14 protein-coding genes and 1 pseudogene are annotated in these 17,060 nt (G+C 62.9%); 5 read left to right on the top strand and 10 right to left on the bottom strand.

The genetic code is table 11. The annotated features are described in order from the left end of the window. Window positions 1-699 precede the first annotated feature (699 nt). A complete protein-coding gene (locus ACCAA_RS10140) occupies window positions 700-2,112 on the top strand; it encodes a bifunctional enoyl-CoA hydratase/phosphate acetyltransferase (RefSeq protein WP_186407125.1) in 1,413 nt (470 codons plus the stop codon). Between the two features lies 1 nt (window position 2,113). After that, window positions 2,114-3,298 carry an acetate/propionate family kinase gene (locus tag ACCAA_RS10135; RefSeq protein WP_186407124.1) on the top strand — a complete coding sequence of 395 codons (1,185 nt, stop codon included), beginning with the start codon at window positions 2,114-2,116 and terminating at the stop codon, window positions 3,296-3,298. 60 nt (window positions 3,299-3,358) lie between these two features. Here ACCAA_RS10135 and fabI read toward each other — a convergent pair whose 3' ends face one another. Both fabI and ACCAA_RS10125 read right to left on the bottom strand, forming a co-directional pair. After that, window positions 3,359-4,192 carry an enoyl-ACP reductase FabI gene (gene fabI, locus ACCAA_RS10130; protein WP_245754527.1) on the bottom strand — a complete coding sequence of 278 codons (834 nt, stop codon included), beginning with the start codon at window positions 4,190-4,192 and terminating at the stop codon, window positions 3,359-3,361. Between the two features lie 23 nt (window positions 4,193-4,215). Beyond that, on the bottom strand, window positions 4,216-4,761 hold the full coding sequence (locus ACCAA_RS10125; RefSeq protein ID WP_186407123.1) for a GNAT family N-acetyltransferase: 546 nt from the start codon (window positions 4,759-4,761) through the stop codon (window positions 4,216-4,218). A 358-nt stretch (window positions 4,762-5,119) separates the two neighbouring features. On the opposite strand from ACCAA_RS10125, the gene ACCAA_RS10120 reads away from it, so the two are divergent. After that, a complete protein-coding gene (locus ACCAA_RS10120) occupies window positions 5,120-6,148 on the top strand; it encodes a hypothetical protein (RefSeq protein WP_186407122.1) in 1,029 nt (342 codons plus the stop codon). 126 nt (window positions 6,149-6,274) lie between these two features. Beyond that, entirely contained in the window at window positions 6,275-6,550 is a 276-nt protein-coding gene (locus ACCAA_RS10115) for a hypothetical protein (protein WP_186407121.1), read from the top strand. Between the two features lie 34 nt (window positions 6,551-6,584). Here ACCAA_RS10115 and ACCAA_RS10110 read toward each other — a convergent pair whose 3' ends face one another. From ACCAA_RS10110 to ppk2, 8 genes and pseudogenes are all read right to left on the bottom strand, one after another. Continuing rightward, on the bottom strand, window positions 6,585-7,883 hold the full coding sequence (locus ACCAA_RS10110; RefSeq protein WP_186407120.1) for a response regulator: 1,299 nt from the start codon (window positions 7,881-7,883) through the stop codon (window positions 6,585-6,587). 12 nt (window positions 7,884-7,895) lie between these two features. Beyond that, window positions 7,896-11,492 (bottom strand): PAS domain S-box protein, encoded by a 3,597-nt coding sequence (locus ACCAA_RS10105; protein ID WP_186407119.1) that lies wholly within the window; start codon window positions 11,490-11,492, stop codon window positions 7,896-7,898. 10 nt (window positions 11,493-11,502) lie between these two features. Beyond that, entirely contained in the window at window positions 11,503-12,198 is a 696-nt protein-coding gene (locus ACCAA_RS10100) for a substrate-binding domain-containing protein (protein ID WP_186407118.1), read from the bottom strand. Further along, window positions 12,195-12,476 (bottom strand): hypothetical protein, encoded by a 282-nt coding sequence (locus ACCAA_RS10095; protein ID WP_186407117.1) that lies wholly within the window; start codon window positions 12,474-12,476, stop codon window positions 12,195-12,197. Before ACCAA_RS10095 ends, ACCAA_RS10100 begins: the two co-directional genes overlap by 4 nt. 118 nt (window positions 12,477-12,594) lie before the next feature. Continuing rightward, window positions 12,595-12,717: pseudogene (locus ACCAA_RS10090) on the bottom strand (two-component system response regulator); the annotation flags it as partial. A 101-nt stretch (window positions 12,718-12,818) separates the two neighbouring features. Beyond that, window positions 12,819-13,622 (bottom strand): ABC transporter permease, encoded by an 804-nt coding sequence (locus ACCAA_RS10085; RefSeq protein WP_186407116.1) that lies wholly within the window; start codon window positions 13,620-13,622, stop codon window positions 12,819-12,821. Beyond that, on the bottom strand, window positions 13,619-14,224 hold the full coding sequence (locus tag ACCAA_RS10080; protein WP_186407115.1) for an ABC transporter ATP-binding protein: 606 nt from the start codon (window positions 14,222-14,224) through the stop codon (window positions 13,619-13,621). The genes ACCAA_RS10085 and ACCAA_RS10080 overlap by 4 nt, the downstream gene beginning before the upstream one ends. 93 nt (window positions 14,225-14,317) lie before the next feature. After that, window positions 14,318-15,565 (bottom strand): polyphosphate kinase 2, encoded by a 1,248-nt coding sequence (gene ppk2, locus ACCAA_RS10075; RefSeq protein WP_186407114.1) that lies wholly within the window; start codon window positions 15,563-15,565, stop codon window positions 14,318-14,320. A gap of 299 nt (window positions 15,566-15,864) precedes the next feature. Here ppk2 and ACCAA_RS10070 point away from each other — a divergent pair, with 299 nt between their 5' ends. Then, entirely contained in the window at window positions 15,865-17,016 is a 1,152-nt protein-coding gene (locus ACCAA_RS10070; RefSeq protein WP_186407113.1) for an ABC transporter substrate-binding protein, read from the top strand. The last annotated feature ends 44 nt before the right edge of the window (window positions 17,017-17,060 follow it).

Below are 17,060 nucleotides of genomic sequence, written 5' to 3'. Positions count from 1 at the left end.
GTCCTGCTGCGCCACCGTCACCACTTCCACTACCGGCGGCGGCGCCGCCGCCGGCTTCTCCTTTTCACAAGCTGCCGTGAACAGAAGCGCCACGCCGGCCAGACCCAGGGTGGCCCGCCGGACCGCTTGCGCTACAGCGGAATACGATAATGAGATCGACGACATGACGGCTCCTGCTGGGGAAATCTGGAGTGGCTGGCTGCCTTGGGAGCCAAGTGACCCTGGTGCAACCCCCTCGACTACGGCATAAAGTCGGTCTCTCGGCCGACGACGATGAAGTTGGAGATGGGGAACCCGGTAACTCAGAGACAAACCTCCATGGCATATATCTTGGCAGGCACTGAAAAATCCGACAGGCTGCCCGGCCTCTTGTCGTTCTTTACCGGACCATGTTTAAGTCTATCAGGGTTTCTTCCAGACATCACTGCGTTGCGATGCCGAACAGACTGTACTCCAGCACGAATGCATTCAGTCGAGCCTTCGTGGAGTGAGTGGGCTCCCCGCCCGCCACCTGGCGCCCGCGCATTCTGGCCGGCCACAAGGGAGACTCGCATCGGCCCAAGGTCCGGGAACGGTCCTGATTTCGGTCGCCGATTCGTCTCGCGCCGGCCAAGCTATAATGATCAGTGCCGTGAAGGGTGCGCGCGGAGATCCAGCGCCGATCGCATACCTATTCTCCCTCCCTCCAGCGAGCAGATCATGAACTCACAAACCCTCCGGAATCGGTGCTTCGACGAAATACACATCGGCGACTCGGCGAGCATCACCCACACCCTGACCTTGCGCGATGTACAGCTTTTCGCGGCCGTTTCGGGCGACATCAGTCCAACGCAGTTGGACAGCGAACTCGACCGGCAGCTCGGCCCATCCGACCTCGGCGCACACGGCATGTGGCTGGGCGCGCTGGTTTCCGGCCTGCTCGGCAACCAGCTCCCTGGCCCGGGAACGGTACACTCGGGGCAGGATCTGGAGTTTCTGGCACCGGTGCCTATCGGTGAGCAGGTGACGATCTCGATCACCGTCACAGCCAGGGATGCCGCACGCCGGCGAGTGACCTTCGACTGCCGCGGCCTCAACGCACGCGGTGAGACGATCATGACCGGCACCGCCCGGGTAGTCGCACCAGAGGTCAGGATCACGATGGAACGTCCGGACGCGGCGCAGGTATCGATCCAGAGCCACGACCGCTTCGAGACGCTCATCGAACGCTGCCGGCAACTGCCACCGGTGGCGGTGGCAGTCGTGCATCCCTGTGACCAATCTTCGCTCGGCGCGGCCTTGCAGGCCAGGCGCGCGAGACTGATCGAACCGATTCTGGTCGGACCGCTGGCCAGGCTGCACGCGCTCGCCGAGCAGCACGGCTTCGATCTTGCCGACGTGCAGATCGAAGACGTGGCGCACAGCCATGCAGCCGCTTTTCGGGCCGTTGAACTGGTTCGCCTTGGTAAGGCGGCGGCACTGATGAAGGGCAGCCTGCACACCGACGAACTGATGAGCGCAGTGGTCCATCGGGACACCGGGCTGCGCACCGAGCGGCGCATCACGCACGCCTTTTTGATGGACGTACCGACCTACCACAAGCCGCTGATAGTCACCGACGCGGCGATCAACATCGCTCCCGATCTCGATACCAAGCGCGACATCTGCCAGAACGCGATCGATCTGGCACTCGTCCTGGGCATTGCGCGACCCAAGGTGGCGATCATTTGTGCGGTCGAGGGAGTCAATTCACGGATGGTTTGCACGACCGACGCCGCCTCGCTGTGCAAGATGGCCGACCGCGGCCAGATTACCGGCGCGCTGGTCGATGGTCCGCTGGCCTTCGACAACGCGATCAGCAAGGAAGCCGCACGGATCAAAAAGATCGATTCGGTTGTCGCTGGCGATCCGGATATCCTTCTCGTCCCTGATCTCGCGGCCGGCAACATCCTCGCCAAGCAGCTCACCTTCATGAGCCATGCCGATGGCGCCGGTATCGTGCTCGGCGCACGCGTGCCGATCATCCTGACCAGCCGGGCCGACAACGAACGGACCAAACTTGCCTCGTGCGCGGTGGCCTGCCTGATGGCCAGTGCGGCGGCAGGTCAATCGCCAAAGAAGACAGGAGCCTGAGATGGAAAAAGTGATACTGGTACTCAATGCCGGCTCGTCAAGCCTCAAGTTTTCGGTATTTGCGCTACCGGCGGCCGGGTCGATGCATCCTGTTGCCGTCGGCCAGATCGAGGGCCTGGGAACGGCGCCACGCCTCAAGGTCAAGGACGGCGCCGGCGAGCGGATGGTCGACGAACAGTGGGACATGAGCGAGGTGGCCACCCATGCGCAGGCACTGCAGCGAATTGCCGGACTGCTGCGCTCGCGTTTTCAGGGCAGCGTCCTGGCCGGCGTCGGTCACCGGGTGGTGCATGGCGGCCCCGAGTACTCGGCACCACTGCTGATCACGCCGGCGGCAATGACCCGGCTGGAAACCTACGTGCCGCTGGCGCCACTGCATCAGCCGCACAACCTGGCCGCGATCCGCGCCGTGCAGGAGGTGCAGCCGGACCTGCCGCAAGTCGCCTGCTTCGATACCGCTTTCCACCGCAGCCAGGACATCGTCGGGCAGTTGTATGGTCTGCCCTACGAATACTACGAGCGCGGTATCCGGCGTTACGGCTTCCATGGGCTGTCCTACGAATACATCGCCACAACCCTGCCATCCGTCGCGCCCGAGATTGCCAGCGGGCGGGTGGTCGTCGCCCACCTGGGCAGCGGCGCCAGCATGTGCGCGATCCATGACGGTCGCAGTGTGACGAGTTCGATGGGCTTCACCGCGCTCGACGGTCTGCTGATGGGCACCCGGCCGGGCAACATGGATCCCGGCATCGTCCTCTACCTGCTCCAGCAGGAAGGCTTGAGCGCCAAAGAGATCGAGGATCTGCTCTACAAGCGCTCCGGCCTGCTCGGCCTGTCGGGTATCGGCAACGATATGCGTGTTCTGCTGGCCAGCGACGCGCCGCGTGCCCGGCTGGCGATCGAGCATTTTGTCTACCGCATCAGCCGCGAACTGGGCGCGCTCGCCGCCGTTCTCGGCGGCCTCGACGCACTGGTGTTCACCGCCGGGATTGGCGAAAACAGCGCCCGTATTCGCCAACTCGTTTGCGAAAAAGCGTCCTGGCTGGGCGTCGAAATCGATGAGGCTGCCAATGAGCAGGGTAGCCTGCGCATCAGCCGTACCGGCAGCCGGGTCTCGGCGTGGGTGGTGCCGACCAACGAAGAGTTGATGATCGCCCACCACACCCGCAAACTGCTGGCCCTGTGAACACAGAACTGCGCATTTGCCGGGCTGACTACGAGGGTGTGAGGGCGAGGTGAGCCTCGTTCAACCGACGATGTGATAGCCGCCGTCGATGTGCATCGTCTCGCCGGTGATGAGCTTGGCGTAGTCCGAAGCGAGGAAGGCCGTTGCCATGCCGACATCCTCGATGGTCACCAACATGCGGCTCGGTGCGCGCGCCGCGGCCATATCCATCAACTCGTCGAAGCGATCGATGCCGGTAGCCGCCCGAGTCTTGATCGGGCCAGGCGAGATCGGGTGCACACGAATCCCCTTCGGCCCCAGCTCGGCGGCAAGATACCTTGCGGATGCCTCCAGCGCCGCTTTCACCGGGCCCATGAGGTTGTATCGATCGACCACCTTCTCGGCACCGTAGTAGCTCATTGTGAACAGCGAGCCTCCGTCGGTCATCAGCGGCTCGGCGAGTTTCGCCATGCGGATGAACGAGTGACAGGAAACGTCCATGGCCATCAGGAATCCGTCGCGCGAGCAATCGGTGACTCGGCCATGGAGGTCCTCGCGTGGCGCGAAGGCGATGGAATGTAGTGCGATGTCGAGTTTGCCCCAGGTTCTGCCGATCGCGTCGAAAACGGCCTCGAGCTGCCCTGGGACGCGCACATCGCAGGGCAGATAAAGCGCCGGATCGACACCCAGGTGATCGGCCAGCGACTGGGTGTACGGCTTGCTCTTTTCGTTGAGGTAGGTCATCGCGACGCTGGCGCCTAGCGCGCGGAAAGCGAGCGCGCAGCCGTAGGCGATGGACTGGTTGTTGGCGATTCCGATGACCAGCGCTTTCTTGCCTTCGAGCGCGCCTGCCGGCCCTTTCACCTTCTTCTCAAGGTCGAGAAAGAACGCTTCGGTGGGGTTGATCTGCGTCATTTATGGTGCTCCTCAGTGGGTAATCAAGGCTGGGCCTGCGACAGGCCATCGAGCTGCAGCCGGCAAATTTTGACCGACCAGTCGTCGGGGTCCGGTGAGATGACAAAGCCGAGGCGGGCAGCGAGTCGCAACATCGGCCCGTTGACCGCCAGCACGAAACCCGCCATCTCCTTGAGCCCGCGCCGTTTCGCGGCATCAATGAGCAGGCTCATGAGTGCTTGCCCGAGCCCCGTCCGGCCATAGTCAGGCGACACGGTGATCGCGAACTCGCAGGTCGCCGAGTCATTGCCGATCACAAAGAAGGCGCCGCCGACGATATCGATCCCGTCGGCAGCCGGCACCGTAGCGACCATCCCGACGCCGCTCTCCGGAAAGGATGCCAGGCGCTTCCGCAAGCGGTCCAGGTTGGGTTCCCGGACAACGTGCATGAAGCGCATGTAGAGGATCTCCGGGCTCAGCCGCTCGAAGGCCTGCAGAAGTTCACGCTCGTCGGCAGTGCCGACAGCCCGGAAGTGCACCACACGCCCGTCGCGCAAAGTGACGTCGATGTCAGAGAAGCCAGCGTCCATTCTATTCCCCTAGTCTCCTGCTCTGTCGGACCAGAGTCAGGCGTTTCGCAGCATCAGCACAGAAAGGGAAAGCGGGTGGCAAGATGCGCTACAGATTATACCCTGACCCTACCCGGCGTATCTGCAGGGGGACTGGCCATTGATCGTGTCAAACCGAAGTGGCCTGACAGGATGTAAGATAAAGGCAGCCACCGACCTGCCACTCGTCAAGTCAGGTTCACCGGGTACAGATCGCGGTCCCGATGGCAGTACCTGCTGCCAGATAGCGGGAGTCACCATCTTGCACGGGATCATCAGCAGCCGCCAGCAGGCGGGCAGACATATCGACAAGCAACTTTTTCATCGGAGGATGCGGAAAATGGGAATTCTCGACTGGTTCAAGAATCGGGCCGGTCAATTCGATCCGGATAGGCTATCCGACGAGACGGTCCGCTGGGCTGTCGACCAAGCGATCACACTGACCAATCCCCGACTCAAGCTGCTGTCGAACTGCCACAAGCGCCTGACCGCTTCCGTCGAGACCACGGTCGAATTCCTCGGCGCGCAGGTCCAGGCGCTGCCGGCCGTGCGACCGGTTTCATCTGCGCTTTGGTCGTCCGATCCGGCCCTGCGGGCATTCTTCGTCGCACCGTCGGATATCCCGGCCGTCCTCGGCCGCTCGGAAAGTCTGCGCACCCTCTTCGACAGGTTCCCGGAAATCAATGAGGCCTACCTGGTCCTGGGCATGGCCTTCAACGAGCAGCGCGTCTTCGGGATGGCGATGCACGGAGACATGGTGCAGCGCGATGTGGCGCAGACCAGCGTGAGCTTTTCGGACCACCGGGCGCGCCTCTGCGACCGCGACCAGGCGCTGCTACGCCGTGTCGTGGGCGTCGAGGTCTTCGAGTATCTGGTTGCCCACGCCTTGTCCGAGATAGGCGCCGAGCGGGTCGAAAGACTGGAACTGCAGGGGACTCGTTCGCTGATCCGGGCACGCCTGCGCTTGCTTCAGCAGCACGGGCCAGGACTCGGATCAATGCTCGGCGATGCGCCGGCGCCGCGCAGCGAGCAGGCCAGACTGCAGGTGGAACTGCTGGAAAACGAGCGGCAACTGGAAACGCTAGGCGGCAGTGAATCGGTACTGGAAGCGGAACTCGAATGCCTGAAGTCGGTGCTTGACCACCCGCAACGTTACCTGCACATCGAGCCAAGGCGATTGCGGCTCAGCCCAATGAACGTGATGCTCGATGAAACCAGCACCGACCCGGCTGCCGACGTCGATTTTGCCGTTGCCGAACTGAGCGGTTCGCCACCCATGCGCAGAGCTTTTGTTCTGGCGCGCGTCGCGCGCACGGAACTGCCGTCTCCGCAGAAGATCAATTTTGACGACGTGACGCGTTACCTCTGAGGTGTCGACCGCCGACTGCCTGCCAAACGTCCTCCCTCGACTGTACGCCGTTGACAAGTTGAGCTACGATTACAGCGCTCACCAGCACGCTCGCAGGTCGTCGCAGAACTATCAAGAGGTCTACCGATGAAGGCAATATTCGCTTTTCTGGCACTTGTCGTTTCAACTGCGGCATCTTCGGCGTGCTATCTGATCTATTCGCCAGCCAACGAGCTGGTCTGGCGGGGCACTCGCGCACCCATTCCAATGGATACCGTTTCGCTCAACGACGAAGTCCAGAAGAAAGTTCCCCAAGGGCATTTGGTGATCATCAACAATTCTGCGGCACCTTGTCCCAGGCTGGATTTGACAACGCCGAGAAAGACAATGCGCGACATGGCGGAAGAGATGAAGAACGACTGAGCCATCCCGGCAGTCGCCTGCGAGGCTTGACCGCTTACTCAGCGGATGAAGTCGCCGGCGATGGCTTGATCGGTAGCCAGACCGTGAACGCTGTTCCCTTGCCGACCGTGCTTTTGACGTCGATGCGACCCAGGTGCTTCTGCACGATGCCATAGGCAATCGAAAGGCCAAGCCCGGTCCCCTGGCCGACCGGCTTGGTGGTGAAGAACGGATCGAACAAACGGGGCAAGTCTTCGTTGGCTATGCCAGCGCCGGTGTCGGCAATCGTTACAAAGACTTCGCTGCCGGCTTGTCCGGTGGTGATCGTGATTTCGCCTTTTCCTGGTATGGCCTGGGCTGCGTTGACCAGCAAATTCAGGAAGACCTGGTTGATCTGTGAAGGAAGGCAATAAACCTCGGGAATGTTTCCGTAAGCCTTTTTCAAGGTGCAGTGGTACTTGATCTCGTTGCCGATAATATTCAGGGTGGAGTCGAGTCCGGTATGCAGAATGACCGACCGCCACTGTTTATCATCGGCTCGCGAAAAGCTCTTCAGATCGCTCACCAGCTGAGCGACACGGCCTATCCCTTCCTGGGACTCCGAAATCAACTGACCACAGTCTTGCCGAATGAAGGCGTAATCAGTCCGTATCTTGAGATCTCTTATGGTCGACGGCAGGGCATCCGCTGGGCAGCTTTTCTCGAGTGCGCCATAGGCGTCGAGCAGATCGAAGAGGTCCTGCAAATAGCCTGCCAGGGAGCCCAGATTGGATCTGACAAAGCACACGGGATTATTGATCTCATGAGCCAGACCAGCAGCCAGCAAGCCTATGGCTGCCAGCTTTTCGGACTGCAGTAATTGAAGCTGGGCCTGCTGATTTTCCTGCACGCGCCGCTCCACCTCTTTGCTCAAATAGGCGTTTTGATTGGCCAGCCAGTCGCGCGCACGCTTGAGTTCGAGCTGGTTGCGTACCCGGGCGAGGACGATGGCAGGGCTGATCGGCTTGGTGATGTAATCGACAGCGCCGAGTTCGAGCCCGCGCCGCTCATTTTCAATCGAATCCATCGCGGTGACGAAGATCACCGGCAAGTCGCGGTTGGCCGGTGCTTCGCGCAAACGTGCCAGCACCTTGTAACCATCCATTTCCGGCATCATGACATCGAGCAGCATGAGGTCCGGCCAAGGCTCGGTGGCGACCGCGCGTAGTGCATCGGCGCCCGAACGGACGACCCGAACACGGAAATAAGGCTGCAGTACCTCATTGAGTACGGCGAGATTGGCCGGCTCGTCATCGACGACGAGGATGGTGGCATCGGCGGAGAATGAATTTCTCGTGTCAGCAACTTCGTTCATGGCTTCGCCTCGTCAGTTCTCCGGTGTTTGCCGGATCAGTTTGCCCACCGCAGCCAGCGCGGAGGGATAATCAAAGGTCTCGATTTGTCGTTCTAGCGATAGTGCCGCCGTGCCTAGCGTGGCCAGCAACAACGGCCGGCTGGCCGCGAACAGATCGCCTGCCGCCGTATCGTCGCGGGCGAGCAGAAATCTCAGCTCGTTGAGCACCGTCCGCGCCCCGCCAGGGTCGGCCGGGCGCTGGTCGCCTTCGCTTGTCGTGTTGGGCAGTTGCGCGAGAACTTCGTCCAGCGCGTTCTGCTCGGCTTGCAAACGATCGCGCAGGAGCAGCAGGGTCGCTGCCGGGTCGGCGTCGTGCAAGGCCTTTTCGATGGCCCCGGCAGTGGCCTGAATTCGCGTGGCAGCCAGACTCCCGGCTGCCCCCTTGAGCGCGTGCGCCCGTTGCCGGGCCGCATCGATGCGCCCCGCCGCAAGGTCCTCGCCCATCTGTCGCGCGTCCTCACGATGGCCGCTGGCGAACTGTCGCAACAGCGCAAGATACAGGCGCCCATTGCCGCGCAGGACGGCGAGCCCCCGCCGGGCATCGAGTCCGCCGAAATCGGCCAGCAGCCTAGGCAGGGTCTGGCCGTCGTTCCTTGCGATGGCTGGCGCAGCGGTCGCGGCGGTGATCAAACGCCGTGCTGCGATCGGCGGCGCCACCGATAGCCACGACAGCAATGTCTGGTAGAGGGCGTCGGGATTGACCGGCTTGGCGATGAAATCGTTCATCCCTACCGCCGCGCAGGCATGTCGATCCTCATCGAAGACATTGGCCGTCATCGCCAGGATCGGCTTGTTCTCCCCGCCCGGCAGGGCGCGAATGGCGCGGGTGGCTTCAAGGCCATCCATGTTCGGCATCTGCATATCCATCAGGATCAGCCGGTAGTCGTTCGCCTGGACCCTGGCCACGGCTTCGCGGCCGTCGACCGCAGTGTCCACCGCCAAGCCCACAGCATGCAGCAGTTCCAACACCACCTCGCGGTTGATCGGGTTGTCTTCGGCCAGCAGCAACCGTGCGCCGGCATGGTCGCGGCGCAATTGCGTCTCGACATCCTGCGCATACGGGATCGGTACGCTGGGTATGACGCCATGGCCGCGCTGCAGGCGGGCCGTAAACCAGAAGAGGCTGCCCACCCCCGGAGTGCTGTCAATGCCGACCTGGCCACCCATCAATTCGGCCATGTGCCGGGTGATCACCAGGCCGAGCCCGGTGCCGCCGTATCTGCGCGTGGTCGAACTGTCCGCCTGCACAAAAGCTTCGAACAGCCGGCCCACCTCTTGACGGTCGATGCCGATTCCCGCGTCCTGCACTTCGAAGCGTACGAGCAATCCGGCACCGTCGTCCTCGAGCAGGACGGCACGCAGGACGACGGCACCCTGGTAGCTGAATTTGACGGCATTGCTGGCGTAGTTGAGCAGCGCCTGGCGCAGCCGCGTGACGTCACCGCACAGCCACAAGGGAACGGTACTGCCGTCCGTTTCGATCCGCAAGCCCTTGGCCCCTGCCGCCTGTCCGATGATCGAGGCGACACTGTCGAGGACTTCCGAGAGGTGGAAATTGACGCTTTCCAGTTGGATTTTGCCGGCCTCGATCTTCGACAAGTCAAGGATGTCATTGATGATCGACAGCAGGTGACGTCCGGCACCGTCGATCTTGGCGAGCCGCTCTTCCTGTTCGGGCGTCGTCCCGGCGCGCTTGATCAAGTGGGTGAGGCCGATGATGGCGTTCATCGGCGTGCGGATCTCGTGGCTCATGTTGGCGAGGAAGGCGCTCTTGGCCTGGTTGGCGGCGTCGGCCTGCTGCCGCGCCACGGTCAGTTCCCGCGTGCGCTGCTCGACCAGTTCTTCCAGATGGTCGCGGTAATGATCAAGCTCGTCGCCGACGCGCTTCTTCTCGGTAATGTCTTCCTTCACCGCGACAAAGTGGCTGACCGTCCCGTCGGGCTGGCGCAGCGGCGTGACGATGGCGAATTCGACATACTCGCTGCCGTCTTTCCGGCGGTTGTGGAACTGCCCCTTCCATAGCTGGCCCTGGGCCAGCGCTTTCCACATCGCCACGTAGGTTTCGCGCGGGGTCTTGCCCGAGCGCAGGAGGCGCGGGTTGCGGCCAAGCACTTCGTCGCGGCTATAACCCGACGTACGAACGAAGGCGTCGTTCACGTACTCGATACGAGCGTCGATATCAGTGATCAGGATGCTCTCCGGGCTTTGTTCAACGGCCAGCGAGAGCTTCTGCAGTTGCGACCGGCTTTTGATCAAGTCCTCTTCCGCTGCGCGGCGCGCAGCGTCGGCAAGTTTGCGTTCGCTGATGTCGCCGATGATCGCGGTGACGAACCAGTCCGCGTCGGTCTCCCAGCGGGCGAGGGTAAGTTCCAGCGGAAACTCGCTGTCGTCCTTGCGCACTCCCTGCAGTTCAACCCTCCTGCCGATCAAGCGGGTCTTTTCACCAGCCGCGACGCGACTCATTCCGGCAAGATGCGCTGCGCGGTATCGTTCCGGGATCAGCACGGTCATCGGTTGCCCCATCGCTTCCGCTTCCGTGTAGCCAAAGAGGGTCGTCGCGCCCCGGTTCCAGCCCGCAATATTGCCCGCGCTGTCGGAGGTGATGATCGCTTCGTAGGCCGACCGGGTGATCGCCTGGTGGCGGGCGAGGCTCTCCTGCAGCGATGCGGTCGCTGCCTCGCTCAGGCAACGGGCGGCAATGGCGTCTTCGATCAGGTTCAGTGCCGCCAGCCTGGCCTGGCGCTGCTCTTCCAAGGCAGTAGCCTGTTCTGCGGCTTGCCAGGCCATATTCGCGGCGAGACGGGTTTCAGCGTCCTTGCGTTCGGCAATTTCATCTTTCAGCTTGTCGATCGAGGTATGCGAGATGCGCAGCCGGCCACTCATACGGTTCAAAGAATTCGCCAGGGCGCCAATTTCGTCGGCCGTGTCGGTCTGTATCTGATGTTCGAAGTCACCTTCGGCAACCCGTTGTGCCCCGTCCGCCAGCGTGCCGAGACCGCTCACCAGCCGCCGCGACATCACGGTCAGCAAGACCATGCTCAAACCGGCCAACACGGATAGGGCGACGATGACAATGCGGTTCGCGGCTCGCTGGAGTGCCACAATCTGCGCATTCTGGATGTCGGCAAGGCGCTCTGCCCTGGCGCGGATGTCGTGCGATCTGACCAGCAAGGCGCCGGCAATCTGCTCGCGATTTGCCGTCGAGTTTTCCAGCAGCAGCTTGTACAAGGTGCCAAGTTCCTTGTGGCTCTGCCGCAGCGTTGCGACCAGTTCGTGTCCCTCGATTTCATCGGGTTCCCCGGTTCGGTCGAATTCAGCTCCGGCAAGCAAATCGCCCATCATTTGATGACGACGCAACAACTGACTTGCCGACCGGGAGGTACCATACAGCAAGTACTCCTGGGTGAGGATGCCGAGTTCGAAATTCGCTATACGTATCTGGGCGGCGACTTTGGCCTGCTCTTGCGCATCGTCGACCTTCTGCGCCACGCCCCACAGGATAGCGGCAATCAGCAGCGCAAAGACGGCGGGTAGTAGCGCTGCCAGACGGAGCTGGGTCTTGATGAGCATGCTTGCCGGCTCAATGAATGATCGTGACCGCGGCTGGCTTGACCGCCAGTAGTCCGTCGACGTCAATGAAATCGAGGTAGTTCGGCATTGCCGGCCGCTGCACGACGGGTAGCCAGGCGATGGCCCAACGGGCCACATTCTCCAGCGAAAAGAGCAGTGACTGGTCAAGCGTGACGCGAAAATCGTTTACCGACCACACCAATTTGACATCATCCCGGCCCACCACGTTGATACCCATCATCATAGTCATGGCTTTTTCCGGCTGCTCCTTGGCGAAGCCCTCGGCGCGGATCAGGGCGCGCAGGACGCGCTCGACGGTAGCGCGGTTCTGGCGCAGGTAATCTCGCCCACCGAGCAGCAGGAAAGGACCGACGTGCAGGCCGGGAACGCTGAATGTCTTTGCCTTGACACCGAATTCTGCTGCCAGCATCTGAATGTTCGGCTCCCAATGGGCGGCCGCATCGACTTCGACGCCCTCGGCGGCATAGAAATCCTGTCGCTTGGCCAGCGGAATCAACAACGAGGCAAACGCTCCGTGACAGATGGCTACTCGTTCGACGGCAGGGGCCGCTCGCGGTACGCAGGCCACGAAGAGGGTCACCAGCAGAGCGCCCAGCAGCGGACGCCGCCGCGCGGGATGCCGTGCTGCCCCGTCGTCCTGGCGCCGTCCCACGACGGCCGGCCGGACAGGCAGGCGGCGGCTCATGGCGGCGCTCGGTCAGCGGATGGGTTCGCATCCGCGGTCACGCCCGGCGTCGGCGGGTCGACGAAGTCCAGCTTGAACGGCGTCTGGCCGAGTTGCTGCGACAGCGCATTGGCCTGTTGTTTGAGGCCGATCATTGCCAACTCGCGGTCGACCGCAACCTGCATGTCGTGCAGCAGGCGTTGCCCGTCTACCTCACCCGGCGCCAGGCCTGCGGGCCGTTGCGCCAGCGCCGCCTCGGCTGCCGCGCGCAGTGCTTGCTGATCCTGTTCCGGGTTCATGGCCGTTCTTTCGTCAGCTCGCCCGCGTTGGCCGTCAGCCGGCTTCGCTGTAGCGTTCGGCGATGGCGATGAAATCGTCGAAGACGTCGGCCGCCGTCATCAGGCGCACGGCAACGGGATGTCTCAGCCGCAAGGCCAACAGCCGGACGAACTCTTGCGTGCGTTGAATGTGATTGCCGGTTTCCGGGTCGCGTGTTTCGGCTAGTTGGGCCAGCGCCCGGATGCTGACCAACTGCGTCAGCAACGACAGGTTGGTCGGCTCGTCATCGACAATGAGAATGGTTGCTGCAACCATGGAAGCACTTTCTTACCCCACTCTTCGAGAGTAGCACAAATCTCCGGTCACTTGACGGGCGTGCCCAGCCGGTCGAGTCGCAAGCGGTGGCGTTCGTCGAAGAGGCGCCGGGCGGCCAGGCTGACCGCCACCACGGTCCCCAATCCGGTTCCACCAGCAATCAGAAACATCACCAGGATCTGATACTTGACCGCTTCGACCGGGGGCGTGCCGGCGAGTATCTGGCCGGTCATCATCCCCGGCAGGCTGACGATGCCGGCGGCGGACATGGCATTGACAATCGGGATCAGGCCGACCCGGATCGCCTCGCGGCGGCTATCCGAGATCGCCCGTTGCCAGCACTGACCCAGCGCCAGCCGGCTTTCGAGAATCTGGCGCTTCTGCGCGGCGTCCTGGGTCAAGCGGTCGAGTCCCAGCGAGATGCCGTTCATGGTGTTGCCGAGGATCATGCCGAGCAGCGGTATGGCATATTGCGGTGCGTACCAGGGAGTGGTGCCAATGACCAGGACCAGCGCCAGCACGGTGACCGAGAACGACGAGACGAACATCGACAGCGTACCGACGCCGAATCCCCGCCAGCCCAGCAGGCGGCGCTTCTGGCGGACCATCACCTCGCGCCCGGCGACGGCGATCATCACGCCAGCCATCAGCGCCACCCAGACCAGATGAGCGTTGTCGAAGAGGACCTTGAGGACCAGGCCAATCAGGAATAACTGAAGCGTGCTGCGGGCGGCAGAAACCAGAAGTTGTCGTTCGACACCGATGCGCATGTGCCACGACAGTCCGGCCAGGGCGAGGACCAGGAGCGCGGCGAGCGCAAGGTCGAGTGGAGAGAGGACGATCGCGTTCATGGTCGCAGCTCGTCTTCCAGCTTGCCGTCGCGCAGGAGGAAACTGCGTCGAGCGACACGCGCAATCTGGCCGGGGTCGTGGCTGACCCACAACAGTGCCGCCTGTCGTTGCCGGCGATAGTCATCGAGCAAGGCCTCGACGCGGCGTGTGCTCTCCAGGTCGAGATTGCCGGTCGGCTCATCCAGCAATAGCGCGGCAGGCTCGTGCATCAAGGTGCGCAACAAGGCGAGCCGCTGCCTTTCGCCGGTCGAGCAGCGGGAAACTTCCCAGGCCATCGCGGCTGCGGGCAGGCCGAGCTGTTCCAGCCAGGCATCGTTGACGCCGTGGTCGAAATGCTCGCCGACATGTTCGCACCACCACTGGCTTTCGGCGATCACCAAGGCCACCGAACGTCGCCAGTCGGGAGCAGGCAAGCTCGAGCTGGCGGCGCCATCGAGCGACGCCTCTCCCTGATGCGGGTCGAGATCGGCAATGGCGCGCAAGAGAAGCGTCTTGCCGCTGCCGGATGCCCCGTGCAGACCAACGCACTCGCCGGCGGCGATACAGAGTTCGAGCGGACCGACATGGCGAGTAGCAAACTGCTGCAGATGAAGGGTGGCCACAGCTCATCTCATCGCAAAAGCAAGCGGTGGGTTGGCAAAAAAAGGGGCGCTTGCGGCGCCCCTGGTGCGGCTTGCACTCGGTCGCCGCTCGGGCTAGAGGATCGGTCGGTGGTCGACTTCGGGGTGCACCGATCCGCTGGGTTCGTAAACCACATGCGGACGACCGACGAGCAGCGGATCGATCGGACCGATGGCGTCGATGTCCTTGCCGGTGTAATTGAGCTTGTGCAGGACGTAGCGCATGGCGTTCAGCCGTGCACGCTTCTTGCAGTCGGACTTGACCACCGTCCACGGCGTCTCGGCGGTATCGGTATGGAAGAACATCGCCTCCTTGGCCTTGGTGTAGTCGTCCCACTTGTCGAGCGAGGCGAGGTCGATCGGTGACAGCTTCCACTGTTTGAGCGGGTGCACCTGGCGCTCCTTGAAGCGGCGGCGCTGCTCCTTGCGGCTGACCGAGAACCAGAACTTGATCAGGTGGATGCCGCTGCGCACCAGCGTACGTTCGACTTCCGGTGTCTGGCGCATGAACTCGGCGTACTCGGTTTCCGTGCAGAAACCCATCACGCGCTCGACGCCGGCACGGTTGTACCACGAGCGGTCGCAGAAAACGATCTCGCCGGCAGTCGGCAGGTGACGCACGTAGCGCTGGAAGTACCACTGGCCGCGTTCCTCCTGCGTCGGTTTCTCGAGCGCCATGACGCGCCCGCCGCGCGGGTTGAGGTTCTCGGTGAAGCGCTTGATCGAGCCCCCCTTGCCCGCCGCATCGCGTCCCTCGAAGATCACGACCACCCGTTGCCCGGTCTCCTTGACCCAGTTCTGCATCTTGATCAGTTCGACCTGCAGGCGATATTTCTGCTTTTCGTACGCCCGGCGCGACATCAGATTGCGATAGGGGTAGGAATTGTTGTCTCGCCAGCCGCTGGCCAGTTCGTCGTCCGGGCTGGTCGCCGGCTTCGCTGCCGCCGGTGAATCCTTGCCGAGCAAAGCCTTGCGCAAGGCCTCAGCGTCGTCGGGCGACGCGCCGGTCATGATCGCTTCGAGCGTCTTGGCCAGCGAAGCCGTGTCGCCGATCGGGGCGTGCGCGATGATGTCACTCAAAGCAACTTTCTTCTGCTCGATCGCCGCACTGGCAGCTTCGGCGACGTCAAACGCTTCCATCGCGCTGGCCGTGTGTGCCGGCGCCACATCACCGGCCGACGCCTTGCGGGGCTGCACTGCTCGCGCTCGGGGGGCTCGCGCTGCCGGTTTGGCGGTAGCAGGCGCCACGCCTTCGGCTGAGCTTGTTCCTGTCGCAATGCTGCTTTCGCTGGCCGGTGCGAGCGGCGGAGTTTTCTTGTCCATCTGTCTCTCTCCAATGGGATATTTTCTGTTCCGGGAATTCAACGCCAGATCGATGATCTGCGACCGCGGCAATGATAACGCCTATATGTCAGGCAGTTCAATCGTTTGCTGCCCATAGGCCAGCCCTTGCGAGCGCTTTGTTTGAATTTTCGTTGGCCCGCGTCAAAAGGCCATGCCAGCGTCGGCGAGAACGGCCACGATGGTCGCTCAAACGTCGCTTTCCTGGTGCGGACTCCACTACAATGATCAAGGTCCAATCCCGCCTGGCGGCCGGGGAAGCGGCCCCGACGGAGACTCGCATGCCTTTACCCACAATTTTGTCAGCCGGATTGATCGGGCGGGCGCGGCGGATCTGGCTGCTCGCCGTTGCAGCGATGGCCACGGTCCTGCTCGGCATAGTCGCCTGCGCGCCACCCGAGCCGGTGCGAATCGGCTTCCTGGGCGGTCTTTCGGGACGCGTCGCCGATCTCGGAATCGGGGGTCGTAATGGCGCAATCCTTGCGGTCGAGATGCGCAACCAGCAGGGCGGCATCCACGGTCGACCGATCGAGTTGATCGCCGAGGATGACCAGCAGGACGCCGAGGTGGCCAGGCAGGCGGTAACCCGACTTCTGGCGCGCAAGGTCGAGCTGATCGTTGGTCCGATGACCAGCGCCATGGCGGTGGCCGTGCTGCCGCAGCTCAACGCGGCCGGGATTGTGCTGATTTCGCCGACCGCGACGACCAACGCGCTGACCGGCCTCGATGACCAGTTTTTCCGCGTCGTGGCGCCGACGGCAACGCACGTCTTCCGATCGGCGGAGTATCACTTTCGGCGGCAAGGACTGCGCCGCGTGGTCTTGGTCTACGATCTCCGCAACAAGGCCTACAGCGAGAGCTGGGCGGGCGATTTCCGGAAGGCCTTCGAGGCTCTGGGCGGGCGCATCGTCGGTGAGGTCGGCTTCGATGCCAGCAACGCACTGGCTGACCTGGCCCTCGCCGTGCTGGCCAGCGAGCCCGACGGGGTGCTGATCATCGCCAATTCGGTCGACACCGCTTTGCTCCTCCAGCAGATCCGCAGGCGCGACGCAGGGGTTCGCCTCGCCACCGCCGAATGGGCGGCCACCGAGCAACTGATCGAGCTCGGTGGCCGGGCTGCCGAAGGAGTCATCGTTGCCCAATACGTTGACCGCGAGAGCCGCGCGCCAGCGTACCTGGCATTTTCCCGCGCCTACCGCGAGCGCTTCGCGCACGATCCGGGCTTCCCCGGACTGACCGCTTTCGACGCCACCAACGTGGCCCTCGATGCCCTCACCAGCCGGAGCGCTGGCCAGAGCGTCAAGCAGGCGATTCTCGCGCACGGCGACTTTGCCGGCGCGCAGTTGCCGATTCGCTTTGATGCCCACGGCGACACCCAGCGCGACACCTTCCTGTTGGTGATCAGCGACGGCCAGTTCAAGTCCTTGCCCTAGTTTCGGGCGGCCGGCTTGCCGAGTGGCCGAGAACGGCGGAAGAG

The sequence above is a fragment of the Candidatus Accumulibacter aalborgensis genome (assembly GCF_900089955.1).
Lineage (GTDB): Bacteria > Pseudomonadota > Gammaproteobacteria > Burkholderiales > Rhodocyclaceae > Accumulibacter > Accumulibacter aalborgensis.
Note: the sequence above shows the minus strand (reverse complement) of the source record. Positions and strands in the feature narration are given on the sequence as shown.